The sequence below is a fragment of the Ktedonobacter sp. SOSP1-52 genome (assembly GCF_016587395.1).
Map to the genome: position 1 here is coordinate 714,253 of NZ_BNJH01000001.1, position 14,532 is coordinate 728,784.

The 14,532-nt window shown below is 53.2% G+C and carries 13 protein-coding genes and 2 pseudogenes; 4 read left to right on the forward strand and 11 right to left on the reverse strand.

What is annotated here, in order from left to right; all coding sequences use genetic code 11:
* Window positions 1–269 precede the first annotated feature (269 nt).
* Window positions 270–731: pseudogene (locus JMJ16_RS03200) on the forward strand (tyrosine-type recombinase/integrase); the annotation flags it as partial.
* 568 nt (window positions 732–1,299) lie between these two features.
* On the opposite strand, the gene JMJ16_RS03210 reads toward JMJ16_RS03200, so the two are convergent.
* Complete coding sequence (locus tag JMJ16_RS03210; protein ID WP_374228915.1) at window positions 1,300–1,773, reverse strand: MarR family winged helix-turn-helix transcriptional regulator; 474 nt, start codon at window positions 1,771–1,773, stop codon at window positions 1,300–1,302.
* A 317-nt stretch (window positions 1,774–2,090) separates the two neighbouring features.
* Here JMJ16_RS03210 and JMJ16_RS03215 point away from each other — a divergent pair, with 317 nt between their 5' ends.
* The 3 genes from JMJ16_RS03215 (at window position 2,091) to JMJ16_RS03225 (ending at window position 4,412) form a co-directional block, all read left to right on the forward strand.
* A complete protein-coding gene (locus JMJ16_RS03215) occupies window positions 2,091–2,981 on the forward strand; it encodes an alpha/beta fold hydrolase (RefSeq protein WP_201378354.1) in 891 nt (296 codons plus the stop codon).
* A gap of 230 nt (window positions 2,982–3,211) precedes the next feature.
* A complete protein-coding gene (locus tag JMJ16_RS03220; protein ID WP_236601168.1) occupies window positions 3,212–3,895 on the forward strand; it encodes a hypothetical protein in 684 nt (227 codons plus the stop codon).
* A gap of 343 nt (window positions 3,896–4,238) precedes the next feature.
* Window positions 4,239–4,412 carry a hypothetical protein gene (locus tag JMJ16_RS03225; protein WP_201378356.1) on the forward strand — a complete coding sequence of 58 codons (174 nt, stop codon included), beginning with the start codon at window positions 4,239–4,241 and terminating at the stop codon, window positions 4,410–4,412.
* A gap of 348 nt (window positions 4,413–4,760) precedes the next feature.
* Here the strand turns inward: JMJ16_RS03225 and JMJ16_RS03230 are convergent, their stop codons facing one another.
* From JMJ16_RS03230 to JMJ16_RS03280, 10 genes and pseudogenes are all read right to left on the reverse strand, one after another.
* Complete coding sequence (locus JMJ16_RS03230) at window positions 4,761–5,036, reverse strand: hypothetical protein (RefSeq protein WP_201378358.1); 276 nt, start codon at window positions 5,034–5,036, stop codon at window positions 4,761–4,763.
* 130 nt (window positions 5,037–5,166) lie between these two features.
* Window positions 5,167–6,402 (reverse strand): RNA-guided endonuclease TnpB family protein, encoded by a 1,236-nt coding sequence (locus tag JMJ16_RS03235; protein WP_201378360.1) that lies wholly within the window; start codon window positions 6,400–6,402, stop codon window positions 5,167–5,169.
* Between the two features lie 262 nt (window positions 6,403–6,664).
* On the reverse strand, window positions 6,665–7,573 hold the full coding sequence (locus JMJ16_RS03240) for a cation diffusion facilitator family transporter (RefSeq protein WP_201378362.1): 909 nt from the start codon (window positions 7,571–7,573) through the stop codon (window positions 6,665–6,667).
* 352 nt (window positions 7,574–7,925) lie between these two features.
* Entirely contained in the window at window positions 7,926–8,351 is a 426-nt protein-coding gene (locus JMJ16_RS03245) for a MerR family DNA-binding transcriptional regulator (RefSeq protein WP_201378364.1), read from the reverse strand.
* Window positions 8,352–8,768: 417 nt separating this feature from the next.
* On the reverse strand, window positions 8,769–9,740 hold the full coding sequence (locus tag JMJ16_RS03250; protein WP_201378366.1) for a ring-cleaving dioxygenase: 972 nt from the start codon (window positions 9,738–9,740) through the stop codon (window positions 8,769–8,771).
* Window positions 9,741–9,821: 81 nt separating this feature from the next.
* Entirely contained in the window at window positions 9,822–10,235 is a 414-nt protein-coding gene (locus tag JMJ16_RS03255; protein WP_201378368.1) for a MarR family winged helix-turn-helix transcriptional regulator, read from the reverse strand.
* 188 nt (window positions 10,236–10,423) lie between these two features.
* The gene (locus JMJ16_RS03260; protein WP_236601169.1) at window positions 10,424–11,449 is read right to left on the reverse strand and encodes a tagatose 1,6-diphosphate aldolase; all 1,026 of its coding nucleotides are present in this window, start codon (window positions 11,447–11,449) and stop codon (window positions 10,424–10,426) included.
* 37 nt (window positions 11,450–11,486) lie between these two features.
* A pseudogene (locus JMJ16_RS03265) lies at window positions 11,487–12,427 on the reverse strand (1-phosphofructokinase family hexose kinase).
* Window positions 12,428–12,430: 3 nt separating this feature from the next.
* Window positions 12,431–13,513, reverse strand: a complete 1,083-nt coding sequence (locus JMJ16_RS03275) for an SIS domain-containing protein (RefSeq protein ID WP_201378374.1) — start codon at window positions 13,511–13,513, stop codon at window positions 12,431–12,433.
* The gene (locus JMJ16_RS03280) at window positions 13,510–14,517 is read right to left on the reverse strand and encodes an ROK family protein (RefSeq protein WP_201378376.1); all 1,008 of its coding nucleotides are present in this window, start codon (window positions 14,515–14,517) and stop codon (window positions 13,510–13,512) included. The genes JMJ16_RS03275 and JMJ16_RS03280 overlap by 4 nt, the downstream gene beginning before the upstream one ends.
* Window positions 14,518–14,532 lie beyond the last annotated feature (15 nt).

The window sequence follows — 14,532 nt, forward strand, 5'->3', positions numbered from 1 at the left end:
ATAACATTTTTACCCAGCAAAATTCCCGCTAAGCAGATGACATTTGGTACAGTAGGGGTAAAATACGCATCATGACCTCTCGATCAGCCGTGAAGGTTGGCTCTCATCTCAGATGGTAGGATGAAGAGTCGTCTTTCTGCTTCGCTGGCTGCTCACGGGCCCCGATCGAATGCAGCTTCTCCATAAAAATAGTGCTATTGTCTGCTATTTCTCTCTATGCTTAGCGGGAATTTTGCTGGGTAAAAATGTTATGACCCCGTGTTGTTGACCTTACCCACCTTCTCATGGAGCATATCCATGTTGGGGGAAGGACTGGATGGCTCCATTTGGGAGAACCTGCCGAGAAGGTTCGAGATATTGATCTGGTGAATGAAGCACGAGGTCCACTGCATGCTTACCTCCAGAAACGAGGACGTGATGAGTCCAGCCCATATGTCTTCACTTCACAACGAGGTTCACGACTCTCCGAAGCTGGCCTACATCACTGGTTTCGTTCGCTCAAACAGCAAGCACCTCCAGACGAGCAAGCAGTAATTGCAACGATCAGCTTTCATGACTTGCGCGATGACTTTGCTCATCGCGCACTCTCGGCTGGATGGACGCTGGAAGAGATCGCTTACTACTTGGGACATCTGACGCTGAAGGGGGCCTCTGAGCTCCAGACGACGCTGCGCTATACGCAAACGGCATGGTCACAGGTGAAGGAGAAGTTGCACCTGCTCAGAGGCTAGATGGCTTGCCTTCTGCTGGCATCTTTGTATTGACCACATACTTGTAGAAGGTGGCCCAGCTCTTGAAGCCGGTGAGCGCCATCGTTTTCTGGACTCTTCCACCTCTTTTGAAGAATCACTACAGGACGAACAAAGCTAGAACATCGGCTCATATTTTTTAAGGACGAAAGATTAATAATAGGGGTATATTGGGCTCCCAACATTTTTACCCTCCGTTTTCGGCTCTCCCTCACTTTGCGTGAATCGAAAAGGTCCCAAAAGAGAGTCCTGAAAATGGCTCCCTCCTCAAGCCTGTTGAAACGAATGGGGAAGGTGTAGAAGCCAGGGCTTTCACGCAAAGTGAGGGAGAGCCCCGTTTTCCCGCTAAGAATAAGGCGTTACACCAGAATCGTCGGCAGGCCTGGCGAATTGCGAGATCGGGCTTTTGAGGGTTAGATGCGTCGGGCGAGTTGTCTGCATCTGCTCATGGCTGCTATCGCCGCATGGAACACCGTCTATCTGGCCAAAGCTATCGAGGCGAGCGAGGTACAGGAAGTGCGTGATATTCAGAAAGTTTTACATGCTAGATCTACTCGCTGAGGTCTTGTGCAAGCCACCCTGAGGTATCGAGGCGAAGGGGATCAGTGCCAACCAGCTCTGCCAGATGTTTCTCTATTTCCTCGATCTGGATGGTACCGATCTGCCGAGCCCATGTATTGCGTAACTCATCAAAGATCTCTTCAGCTTCTCGCAGCATGTCGAATCCGCGTGCGGTGACACAAAGGCGTTTGCGGCGAGCGTCTACTGGATCTACTTCACGCACAACGTATCCGCGCTTTTCAAGTACCCCAATAGTTTTCGCCGCCGCTTGTTTTGAGACCGCTAGACGCCGACTTAGCTCTGAAGCGTTGTCAGCACCCGAGGCAATGGCCCGAATTGCGAAGTCGTGAACGGGACGAACATCCTCGTAGCCGCGGGCGGCAAGCTCAACGTGCGCGGCGTCCACCAGTGAACGATAACCGCCAATTAAAAGCATAGTGAGAGTAGCACCTGAACGAGACATAGTCTACCGATAGTAACATAGCTAACGGAGATCGTCAAGGCTACCATATTCCAAATCGCCCCTCTCAAATCCTTTCGCTATTTGTTGCAACGAGGCTTGTTGCTTCATGGACTCGCCTTCCATATCGTTTCAGCATAGTGTCGTCTATCAGATCTCTCATCACGTGAGCATGTATCGTTGAAGCTCTATTCCTTCACCAGAAGTTTTGAAGCTGAGTGTTCAGTATCTCGTGGCAATGCTGCTTGACAAAGACAACCTGGTTGTCTATTATAGACAATAGACAACCAGGTTGTCGAATTAACCTATAGGGGAGATTTATGAGTGACAATAAAATAGGTGCTGCGCTGACTGGTATCTCGCATCATCACGCAAAAGTGAACGGAACACAGCTTCACTACGTATCAGCAGGGACTACTGGCTCTCCAGTCTTACTCGTGCATGGCTTTCCTGAAACGTGGTGGACTTTTCGCAAACTTCTTCCACTGCTAGCCGACAATCACCGTGTCTTCGCTGTCGACCTGCGTGGTTTCGGTGACTCTGATAACGGGCCTGGTACGTACGACAGCAAGACCTCTGCCGAAGACCTGCACCTTCTCATCGAAGAGCTCAGCGTTGGTCCAGTACATCTCACAGGCCAGGACATCAGTGGGACGACCGTCTTCCGCCTCGCGGCCACCCACCCGGAAGATGTGCTCAGCTTTACCGCGATCGAGACGGGCCTGCCCGGGTTCGGCGTGGAGAGGCTGGCCGACGTCACACATGGGGGCACCTGGTACATCGGCGTTCTTGTCGCTCCGCATATTCCCGAGATGCTGCTCACTGGCCGCGAGCGCGAGTTCTTTGGACAATTCGTATTCCCAGCCATGAGCGTGACACCAGGAGCGATCACCGAAGCTGACATCGACGAGTTCGTACGCACCTACTCCCGCCCCGCAGGCTGGCGCGGAGCGATTGGCCTCTACCAGTCGATGCTCCAGGAGGGCGCAGACATTGCAGCTCTCGTCGCCACTCACAAACTGAGCATGCCTGTGCTGGCAATTGGAGCCAGAGGCGGTGAGTTCACCTTCGCAACGATGAGCCAGGTAGCATCGGGCCAAGTCCGGTCGGTCTCCCTCGATGGCGTTGGCCACTATGCAGCTCTGGAGGCACCCGAGAAGGTGGCAGATGCTCTTCTCGAATTCTTCAACAGCATCGATGCGGATCGATAAATCGAATGGTAGTTGGCCCTTGAGAATGAACGAACCGGGCTGCAACACGAAGCGTTTCGCATTGTCATCTGGTCCGTTCATTCTCAAGTGTATGACTTTGCGTCATCGTCTCCCCAACCAAGTAGCTACTTCGGGTCCATCTCAGCAGTAAGAGACTCCCGGAAGGGGGAAACATGGGATAGAATCGGGGCTGAAAGTGGTTTCGACACGCTTCATGTTGGAGGAGAAGGATGGAAGAAGAATGGATGCGCGATCGCGCTCGCCTGCGCGATTTGCTGATGCGCTATCCCCATTGGAGGGTGCAGGACTACGCCCAGGCTGTTGGGCGGTCTCGCAGTTGGGTGAAGAAATGGCGCAGACGCTTGCGAGAGGCCGAGGCGGATGATGTGCAGGTGCTCATGTCTCGCTCACGCGCTCATCATGCCTCGTACCCCTCATGGGACCCACGCGTGGAGGAGCGCATCGTAGAGATGCGCCTCTCGCCACCCGAGAACCTCAAGCGGGTTCCGGGACCTCGCGCCTTGCTGTACTACTTAGCGCGTGATACCGAACTGCAAGCCTTGCAATTGCTGTTGCCACGCTCGACCCGCACGGTGTGGAAGATTTTGCACAAACATGGCTGTATCCTGGAGCATCCCAGGCCCAAGAAACAGCCCCTGGAGCCGAGAGCACCTCTCGAAGAGATCCAGATAGACTTTAAAGATGTGAGTACCGTGGCGAGGAGTGAAAGCCAGGGAGGCAAGCAGCAACATGTGGTCGAGGTGTGCAACTTTGTGGATGCTGGCACCTCGGTGCTGCTTTCGGCTCAGGTGCGGGAAGATTTCCATGCGCAAACGGCGATGCAGACCGTCATCGACTTCTTGCGCCAGCATGGCCGACCGCCAACGATAACCTTTGACCGCGATCCCAGGTAGGTTGGCAGTTCCAGTGGTCGCGATTTTCCTTCCGCCCTGCGTCGTCTGTTACTCTGTTTGGACATCCAGCCGATGGTGACACGAGCGAGAGGGTATCGCGTCCTGGAGCACCGATCCGTTCCGACATGTGCTGGCTCACCCACCAACCGCGAGGGTGAGCAGAGTGAACAGTGACGAGGAGGTTGAGTTATTTGACGGAGGCTGGCTGCAATTGGATGGAGAAGTGCCTCAAACTCGCGTCATTGTGACTCGACACCGTGCCCCGAACCGGGCAAGAGGGTTTCAGTGGGCAAGTGCATCGGTGAGTGGGTGTATGAAGTTTTCATCACGATCCTGCCCATAGATGGATACCTCGTCGAACCCGAAGAGGGTTTCCCCTCCACCACATCCCCCTCGCGCGGTGCGTTCGCATTATCGCTGGAGTTGGCCTGATCGGCTCGCATGTAATGCCTGGTGGGGACCACCGCAACTGCGTGTGACCGTCGCAGGCGTCCCTGCCTCTCTCACCATCAAGTAATACATGAGGAATTGACTTCCAAACAGGGAATTTGAGCGAGGTGTCATTTCCCCTCTGAGCTGATCATGAGGGGCAAGAGTCCCTGTCTGCTTCTAACAACCTCTTCCATTATTTCATTGTGAGCTTGCTACAAGCTCGTTGCGCATCCCGTGGGATATGCAGCAGAAACTACTTGCGTTGTGGAAGCAGTGCTAAATGTTTCGGAAGGAGCAAGTTGAGCCTGATCAATTGGAGAAGGGTCATACGAATGCGACGATACATGAGAAGCTGCTCATCTTGTGAGAGATCTTGTCCTGGAACGTCTTCAACAGACCACAATTGACGCCGACCGGCGTTCGGGATGAAGGGTCATTGATTCGTTGCACCACTACAGAGCACAATTCCCTCATCCCAAGAGTGATCCAAGGATGGCTCTGCTGTTTGAGGAGAGGCCAGCAATGGAACATGAACTTCGTCGAGCACCTGGCGGACGAAAGCGACCTCGTTAGAAGGAACAAAGGCAGGAGCGATCCAAATATCCCATTCATTCTGTTTCTGAGCGGCCAGCAGACTGGCAGCCATGAGTTCACGAACGGAACGATGGGCACAGAGAAAAAGGATGCGTTTCTGTTTCTTGCTTCTCATCGAAACTCCTGTTTTACCAGAAAGCTGTAAGGGTCATATTGATTGTCAAATAACGAAAAAACGAAATTTTATTCTACGAGCAATATACAGTATCTTAAAATGATGACACATATGCCTATAAGTCATCCGTTTAGACGGCCAGCCGTCTCGGGAGAACTGCCACTCCCGCTACTCCTCGCCCCACTTGCAAAGGGTCGGAGCTACTTTTGCGTAAGATGTTGTACGATCCGTTGATATCGGCATGAATGAGGCGTCCATCCCTGGCACGATACCAACTGCGAGCCACACGCTTGCCTGAAAACACCGGCTTCTCCGCAGCATTGGCCTCATAGGTTGGAATGAGATCGTTGTCTAGAAAACTGGCCTTGCTGGTATAACTTTCTTCCTGAAGGATGACTCTGATCCCCACCAGGTGCGCTTTGTAGGTCAACTGCTCAATGAAACGGGCATGGGGAAGCTGCACAAATTGCTGGTTGTTCCTGCACCCCATGCTCACCTCTTGTTTCCACAAGGGATTCTTGCCAATCACCAGCATTCCGATGCCTTCGCTCACCAACAGATCAATGATCCGACGGCTGGCCGTGTGCACATAGGCATCCACACGGCGATTGCGCTTCGTCGTTACACGATCGAGATGACGTGAGGTATATCGGTTCTCATGGGCGAGGCGTTGCTGCTGCTTGGCGCGCTCTTTGTTGTAGTACTGATTGAGGCTTTTGAGGGGTTTGCCACTCACCAGGCGAGGCACAAAGCCGGGCTTATCGCTGGTGATGGCTGCGAGCACATTGACACCCACATCCACGGCTGCTCGAAGCTGCGGGTTGACCGCAGCCGGTTGGATCTCCTGCTTATAGACGACCTCCAGCATGTAGCCATCGGCGCGTGGAACGATGCGTACCTGCCTGATAGCTTCCCAGGTGATCTGGGTCGCGATCTCGATGGGCAATCCTGATGGGACCAGCTTGCCTGTACGCTTGAATGCCCTCTTGCCCAGGGCTTTTTTCTCGTAGATGAGCAGGAAGCGGCCCTTGGTCTTGTCTTGATAGCCAGGGATCTTGGGGCGTCCTGTAAAGGGAGAGGGGTCTTCGCGATAGGCCTCCATGCCTTCAAAAAAGCTGACCCAGTTGTGGTGGAGTTGGATCAGGATGGCATTACTGACTTTGCGAGGCAGGGCACAATAGGCCTCATGCTGTTTCAAGCGATGAAAGATGGCTGCGTAGGGCAGATAGGTTCCCTCGTGAATGAAGGCTTGCCGAACGTGGTAATTGGCCTGATTATAGAGGTTTTTGGAGGCAAAAGCTGCTCGATCAATGACCGCAAAGCGTGCATCCTGATGACGAATGAGATGTCGTTCGACTAACTGCACCTTGCGCCTTCTTCCTTTCCAACAACACATCCTTCGTGTCAGTGAATCTCTCTCTTGGCGTTTCACATAAGAACATTCTTTCTAACGAAACTCTACCAGAGATGTCTCCAATTGTCAATATCTGGCATGATTCCGTGGAAACGTTTATCACACCTCTAATGTAGCATACCACAGTGGAAGCCTCTTTCTGGTCAAAAAGGCTTCCGCTGTATAGCCCTTCAGGTAGGCTCACACTCACCCTTCCCGCTACAAAGGGCGTCGTTTAGACCAATGTTCGATCGAGTTCGATATCTTCAAACGACACGGGGTCTTCTTTGGGTTCTAAATGAGTAAACACTGTACTCTCGGGTAAGGCTTCGCGTATGGCCAGTTCAATCTCTTCACACATCGTATGCCCTTTAAGCACCGTCCATTGTCCTGGTACGATCACATGGAAGGAGACAAAACGACGCCTACCAGCCATGCGGCTGCGTATGGCATGAAACGCAAGACCTTGTTGTTGATACGCTGCTAAAATCGCTTTGACCTGTTCCTGGTCTTCTTGGGGAAGTGCGGTATCCAGTAACCCTAATCCGGTTTGTCGGAGGAGCTTGAGACCTGTCCAGATGATGTTGGCAGCGACCAGAAGCGCCACGATAGGGTCGAGAATGTACCACTGTGTTAGCGCAACCAGCAGCACACCCACAAGGACACCCACTGTTGTAAAGACATCGGCGAACAAGTGATGCGCGTCGGCTTGAAGGGTGACTGAGCGTTGCTTTTTGCCTTCTCGCAACATAAACCAGCCTAAGATGCCATTGATAGCTGCTCCCAGAACGGAAAAACTTAAACCCAGGTACGCCTGATCAATGGGTTCGGGATGCAGCAGACGCGGAATGGCTTCATAGGCAATCACCAGAGCCGCCACCAGAATAAGCGCGCCCTCCACACCACTAGAGAAGTATTCCGACTTACTATGCCCATAGGCATGCTCTTCATCGGCAGGGCGCGCTGCCAGCGTGACAGCCCAGAGTCCAACCAGGGCTGCGACCAAGTTGACCACCGACTCGGCAGCGTCAGAGAACAATCCCACCGAGCCAGTGAGCTGATACCCAACAAATTTGACGGCCATCGTCACCAGTGCGGCGGCAATCGATAAAAACATATACAGGCGCAATGAGTGCTGTTTCATATCATCCTTTCGTCATGGAGGCCTGAATCAAGCCTCCATTTCCATCCCTGAAAGACGAAGCATCGTCAGGTGAGTAGCAAGGCAAAAAGACGTAGAGCTCAGAGCACAGCTCCCGTTGAAACAACCCAAATGTGATGTATCATGAGAGGGTCATTGTTTTGCCATTGCTCATTGCATAAATAATACAACCTTTATTTTCGGTTTGGCGAGGGTAAAAGGCGCATAAAAGCTCATTTTCCATCTTATTATCAATTTCCAAGGACAACAAAAAACTTTATCGATCATAAATATAATTTTTCTCGAATTCTCTAATAGTAAATGTCCCAAAAGTGGGCAACAACTAATAATTCGGTCAAATGACATCATCCATGGGTGTGTTGTGGGAATGGCTCTCTCCCTCGTCTGTCTCCAGACACTCTTCTAATCGGAGACATCCGCATTGCAGCAGCCGCTCCAGTAACCGTTTGGTCTGTTGAGCGTGAGCGATTACTTCCTCGACTTCCAGAAGCTTCTTTTGAGCTAGCAGTTTCCAACGTTCGCTTGCCGGGGTTTCTGAAGAGAAGCCTGCCACCAGTAGGCGCATTTCTGCAATGGTACATCCTGCCCGCTGTGCCATCTGTAAGATCTTGAGCAGGTTCAACACGCTGAGATCATACCGGCGATGCCCTCCTGAGACTCGGCGAGGAGCGGGAAGCAATCCCATACTTTCGTAGTAGCGCAGAGCAGAGGTTCGTACCCCTGCCCGGCGCGCCACCTCCCCTATGGAAAGCTCTTCCATGTATTTGCCCTTTCTTTCCCTCTTGACTTCAAGTTCACTTGAAATTGTATGCTGAGGACAACAATGTCTGCAAGAGAATTGGAGGATTTCTCAATGTCATCTCAACCAACCGACCCAGTCCTGGCTTGCAATGTCCCACGGGATACGCAACGAGATGCACAGCTCAGATAAATTAGCTCCAGACTATCTTTCGTTGGATGTGCGCTTTCTGCGATGAGGCGGAATTTTCCTAAAACCCCAAACAAGCAAGAGGTAGTGTTGCAAAAAAATTTTGAGCGGAGAAAATGGAGCCAGTAATTACAGCACAAGAATCATTATTCTAGAGAAAGGGCGCACGTTTTGCATCTTTTACTAGTAAGGTATGTTTGTGTGTACTTCAATTTGCAGAGCTTTAATTTTTTTGCAACACTACCCTATTTAGCGAACGGAGGCGAGCTTAAAGGGGACGATGGGGCGAAGGTTCTCCTCGATCTCCTGACGGTGTGGCTCCAGGAAGGGAGGAAGCGCGAGCTGCTCACCCAAGTGCTCCAGGTCTTCATCGGTCGCAAAGCCTGGGCCATCAGTCGCGATCTCAAAGAGCACGCCGCCTGGCTCGCGGAAGTAGATCGAGTGGAAGTAGAAACGGTCAATAATCGATGAGATGTTACGGGTGTGCTTGCTAATGGTTTGAAACCACTGCTCTTGTTCCTCGTCGTCTGGCGTGCGGAATGCTACATGATGCACACCGCCGATACCGGGTCGTCCGCCACGAGTATCTTGACGCACGTCAAGGTGTACTTCAGCACCGGCGCCACCGGGTCCCATCTCAAAGACATAGACCGTGTTGCCCTCCTCGGACTGGTAGTTCTCGCCCTGGCGGAAGCCCAGCGTCTCGGTGAGAAAGGAAGCCGTTGGCTCCAGGTCACGCTCGATCAGGGTCACAGCGTAAAAGCCCTGAATGGCCATCTCAGCAGGGATGGGACTCTGCTTCCAGTAGGTGCTCTGGAGTTGTCCCTGGGCATCCACCAGCTCTAAACGTTGCCCCTCGGGATCCTGGAAAGGCAATACCGTGCGTTCATTGCGAACCTGGATGCCCTCATGAGAAATCTTAAAGCTGTCAAAGCGCTGTACCCACCAGTCAAGTGCCTCGCGACTATTGACGCCGAGTGCGATGGTGGCAACCGTGCCCGCACCCTCACGATTGGGGCCAGCCGAGGGCCAGTCAAAGAATGTCAGATCGAAGCCAGGTTTGCCAGTTTCATCTCCGTAGAAAAGGTGATAGGCGCTAACATCATCCTGATTGACGGTCTTTTTGACGAGACGCATGCCTAAAATGTCCGTATAAAAGGCGACATTGAGCGAGGCATTGCCAGTAATGGCCGTGATATGATGCAAACCACCAAGTTGCATAACGTATTTCCCTTCTTGCTTTGGTGAACTTCTCTATCTCTATCTAAAAGGTTTAGTACTAAACCCTCGACATAAAAATTTTTAACGGAGCGTATACTCCAGTTTACGCAGGAGGTGCTGAAGCTGTCTCAGTTCAGATGGACTCACACCACTCATCAAGCGCGCAATCAACTCCTCGTGTGCGGGGACCACGCGATCATAGAGCTCCTGGCCCTTATTGGTGAGGAATAGCGTGTTGCTGCGTCGTTCCTGATAACGCTTAAGCAAGCCCATTTCTTCCATGCGATTGAGCAGGAGGGAGATATTGCCCTTGGTTACGAGCAGGCTATCGGCCAGCTCCTGTTGCGTTATTCCTTTACGTGCACCCACACGTGCCAGAACATCGAATTGGGCAACGTTCAAATTCCAGGAGCGTAGATGCACCGTCTGTGCACGATCTATCCGCTGAAAAACGCGGAACAGGCGCAACCAGGCGAGCACCGCTGAACCAGGCATCTCGTTACCTCCTCTCTTTTGCTTATGGATAGTTTAGTACTAAACTCCAAAGATGTCAAGCGCAAGAGAGGTGTAGATTTTGTGTTTGCATAAGAACAAGAACTATCGAGGGATCAGTATGGATTTTGCTCCTCTTCACCAAAAGCTGGGATGAGTCCCCATGCTTCTCGGACGGCGGTATCTGACCCTTAATCGGTGACTTGGATAGCTTCCAGGCCGCCGTAAATGGTATGCCAGGGCCTGGCACACTGGCTCAGCACTGCGTTGAGGGTCTGCACATTCTGTACGCCTTGTTCCTGCAACCACTCTTCCAGCGCTGCTTCACCGTCGTTGACGAAGACTGGGATGCCGCCTTTCCAGGTTGCACGACCGCAAAGGACACCGCTGAAAGGAATACTAGCCTCGGCTGCCAGTTCTAGCTGCTCGCGAAAAATGGCATCATCCACACCTCCACTCAAGAAGATAAATGGGAGGCTGCTGATTGCTGCGAGAGCCTGGAAATGCTCTCTGGCCTCCTGCCAATCATAGGCGACTTGATTGCCTTTGAAGCCGTGGGTGCCAGCTAAATAGGCGCTGTTGATCGGGATCTCGACCTTCAACATATCAACACCGTAACGTGGCTGTGAAAACTCTTCAATGATCGAGCGGACATAGCCGGGCTTTAAACAAGCAAACTCAAAACTTTGCTCAGGATGCATATTATCATAGGCCAGTGGCTCAAGGAAGAAGGGGATATCAAGCGCCCTGCATTCATCGCCTACGCGTTCGACAAAAGCCTGTTTGATCTCGTTTATCCATCCCGCGTCGGCAGGGTTATAGTAGAGGAGAATTTTGACCGCGTCGGTCCCCACTTCAACGAGCCGACGCGCGCTCCAGTTCGGAAGGAGACGCGGCAAACGCCCTACTACCAGGGGATCATAGCCAGTGACTTCATAGGAGAGGAGCGCTCCCCGGCCCTGGACACGCTCTTGCAAGGCAGGTAGGCCATATTCAGGGTCAAGCAGGATGGCGCTTGCATAGCGCGTCAAAATCTGCGAGACCTTGCGCTTAAAGGTCGTAATCGCCTCTGGTGTGCCACTTCCCTCAACCAGTTTCTCCATACTCTTCTTGAGTGAGTTACGCTGATCCATGGCGACGGCGGCTATGATGCCATCCGCATTGGTACAGGCTTGTAGATGCTCAAATTTTCCGCGACTCATCTGTATCTTTCCCACTGCATATCTTCTTTCTATACATGAGCGGAGATGTTTGCTAGCTGGTCAGTGATAGGACCTGGATACCTGGTAACAGCGTCTCGATATCATCAAGATTCAGGAGACCAGCCCCTATTTGCAGGGTATTTGCGGCTCCTGCTGCGACCCCCAGGCGGGCTGATTGGATTAATCCCTGGCCACGGATGAGCCCGGCAGCGATACCCGCCAGGAGACAATCGCCGCTTCCTGTTGAGGAGAGGGCAGATACAGTAGGAGCTATCCAACCAAAGCGCTGACCCTCGGCTGTACAGCCCACAACGCCAGTTTTCCCGAGTGAGATAATGACCTCCTGCGCGCCTCGTCGCTGTAGTTCGGCGGTCCCTACCATCGCCTGGAAGGGATCAGTAAGCGGATAACCAAGCAGTTCCCCGGCTTCGAACTGGTTCAGCTTAAGCAGAGCGGGGCGATATGCCAGGGCAGCGGGAAGCTGTGCGCCATGCGTATCTAGCAGGACAGGCACTGAAGCGGTCCTGGCCTGTTGGAGAAGCATGAGGAGGGCATCCTCCGGCACGCCTGGCGGGAAACTGCCACTTATTACCAGGGAGGTCGCTCGCGGGAGCGCGCTCGCGACCCTGTGTACCACGGCCTCCCATTCAGCCCTGCTCAGTGACGCCCCCTGCTCATAGATCTCGGTCAGTTGGTAGTCTGCCGCGGGATCAACAATAGTCAGGCACGTACGCAACTCGGCGTTCACCTCCTGCATATCAATCTCAAGCCCTCCTGGCGAGCCAGGGCCAACAAGTGTTTCCCGGCATAGCCCCCCGCTGGACCTATGACCAGCCCCTGAACTCCTAAGGTGCGTAGTGCCCTGGCAACATTAAAGCCTTTTCCCCCTGCCTGGATGATGACTTCTCCGGCACGGTGAATGTTACCCAACTTGAAATCGGGTAAGACAACCGTCTTATCAAGCGCAGGATTAGGCACGACGGTCACAATCATCTCTTACTTCTCCGCGTCAAGCACAATGACCGCCGTCAGGTTATGGGGATGATCAGGATGTTGACCATTGATCCTGGCCCGGTAGTAGCCGAGAAGCTGTAACAGTGGCAGATACAGGACCGCGCGGTTGTTCTCCGCCAAGCCCGAGCGGAAGTTGATCTGAAAGTCAGCGGCTGCTATAGGAACGAGGTCTTCAGAGAGCACCAGTGTTGTACCACCCAGGGCGCGCATCTCACGTAGGACTGCTAGTTCATGGGCGTTGGCTGTATCCGAGAGCAGGCCCACCACTAGTGTATGCTCGTTGACCATCGACATGGGACCATGACGGAACTCCATGAAGTGAAATGCCTCAGAGACAGAGAGCGACATCTCCTTCATCTTGAGATTGAGCTCAGAGGACAGGCCATACTGTAGGCCCGAACCCAGGAAGTAAAAACGCTCAAAGCGTGCATCGCTCCCAAGCTGTTTGGCCAGATCGTGATAAGCATCAATCAAGCGTTTCCCCAGTTCTGGCAAGCTGCGCATCGCCTGAAAGTGAGCGTTATGAGCCAGGGCAATCGCGGCCTGGGCGGCTAGCAGCATGGCGCTAAAGGAACGCGTTTGTACAACACTTTGCTCTTGCCCTTCTGGAATCACCAGCGCCAGGTCGCTCAGGGCCACCAGCTCTGCTTCAGGATAACAGCCAATGGTGATGACTGGTCCACCATAGCGCTGCTTAAACATCCTGGTCGCGCGAATGGTCTCTGTGGTCTGACCAGAGCGTGAGATGGTAAATAGAAGTGGACGGCTATCGGGTGCGATGACGGTTTCGGGAAAGAGCAATAGCTCTGAAGCAGGTACAGGACGTGCTCGTATGCCTAACTGGCGCTGAAGCAGAGGCGCGACAGCCTGTGAGAGATAGTGCGTTGAGCCGCATCCTGTGACGACTATGTCAGTATAATCCTTCGATTTCCAGAGGACCTGAATGGCCTCCTGGTTCGCTGCGACCACATCCAGGGCCGCCTGCCAGGCAAGTGACTGGGTCAAAATTTCACGCAGTGTGTGCGTCTCGTAGTGATCTGGAACCAACTGTTCTGTATTGTTCACGATAGAAGACTCCTTGTTTTTGATTCAGCTATAGCCAGGGCGGCCGCGCCAGCGATACCGGCGTCACCCTGTAAGCTGGCCAGGCAAACCGCCTCCTGACTGAGCATTTCACGGAAAACAGGGGCCTGTTGCAGCCAATGGGTGAGTCCCACACGCATAGCCTCGATCAGTGGGCTTCCCTCCACAGCTAGTCCTCCACCGAGAATAACTCTCTGCGGATCAAAGTTCATTGTCAGCAGGTAGATACTATATGCCAGGTGTTGCCCGGCCTCATGTAAGATCTGTTCCGAGAGCGCATCACCCCTGGTTGCCGCCGCGAAGACATGTTCAGCCCGCAGTCCTGTCCCCGCTGATGCTTGCAAAAATCCGGCTAAAAGAGACACCTTCCCTTGTTGAAGCTCGTCCTCGGCCCTGCGAGCCAGGGCTGGACCCGCCGCCAATGCCTCCAGGCATCCCCTGGCTCCACAGCGACAAAGGGGGCCAGCAGGGTCAAAAACCACGTGACCTATCTCTCCCGCCATGCCATGGGTACCGCGAAAGAGCTGTCCATGAATGATCGTGCGGGCGGCAATTCCAGTCCCCAGGCTAAGATAGACAACAGTCTCCAGCCCCTTGCCAACACCGTAAAAGCTCTCTCCCAGGGCCGCGACACTCACATCATTCTCGATGAAGCAAGGAAGCTGCAATTCCTGTTCGAGCCAGGTCTTCACCGCCACATCCCGCCAGCCAAGATTGACTGAAAGCTGACAGACGCCCTGCAGCGGATCAACCATACCCGGAATACCCAGGCCAATGGCCTTGATGCGTTGCGAAGATCCCTGCGTAGCCTGGATGGTACTTCTAATACCAGAAGCAATGCTCTGGAGCGTATGCTCCACGCTCCTGGTATCAGTCGGAAGCTTGACGCGGCCAGAAACTTGCCCCTGTGCATTCACTATCCCGGCGGCAATCTTCGTACCACCGACATCGACGCCGACGACAAGCGCGGCCTCTTCATGTTGCATATACATCTCTCTTTC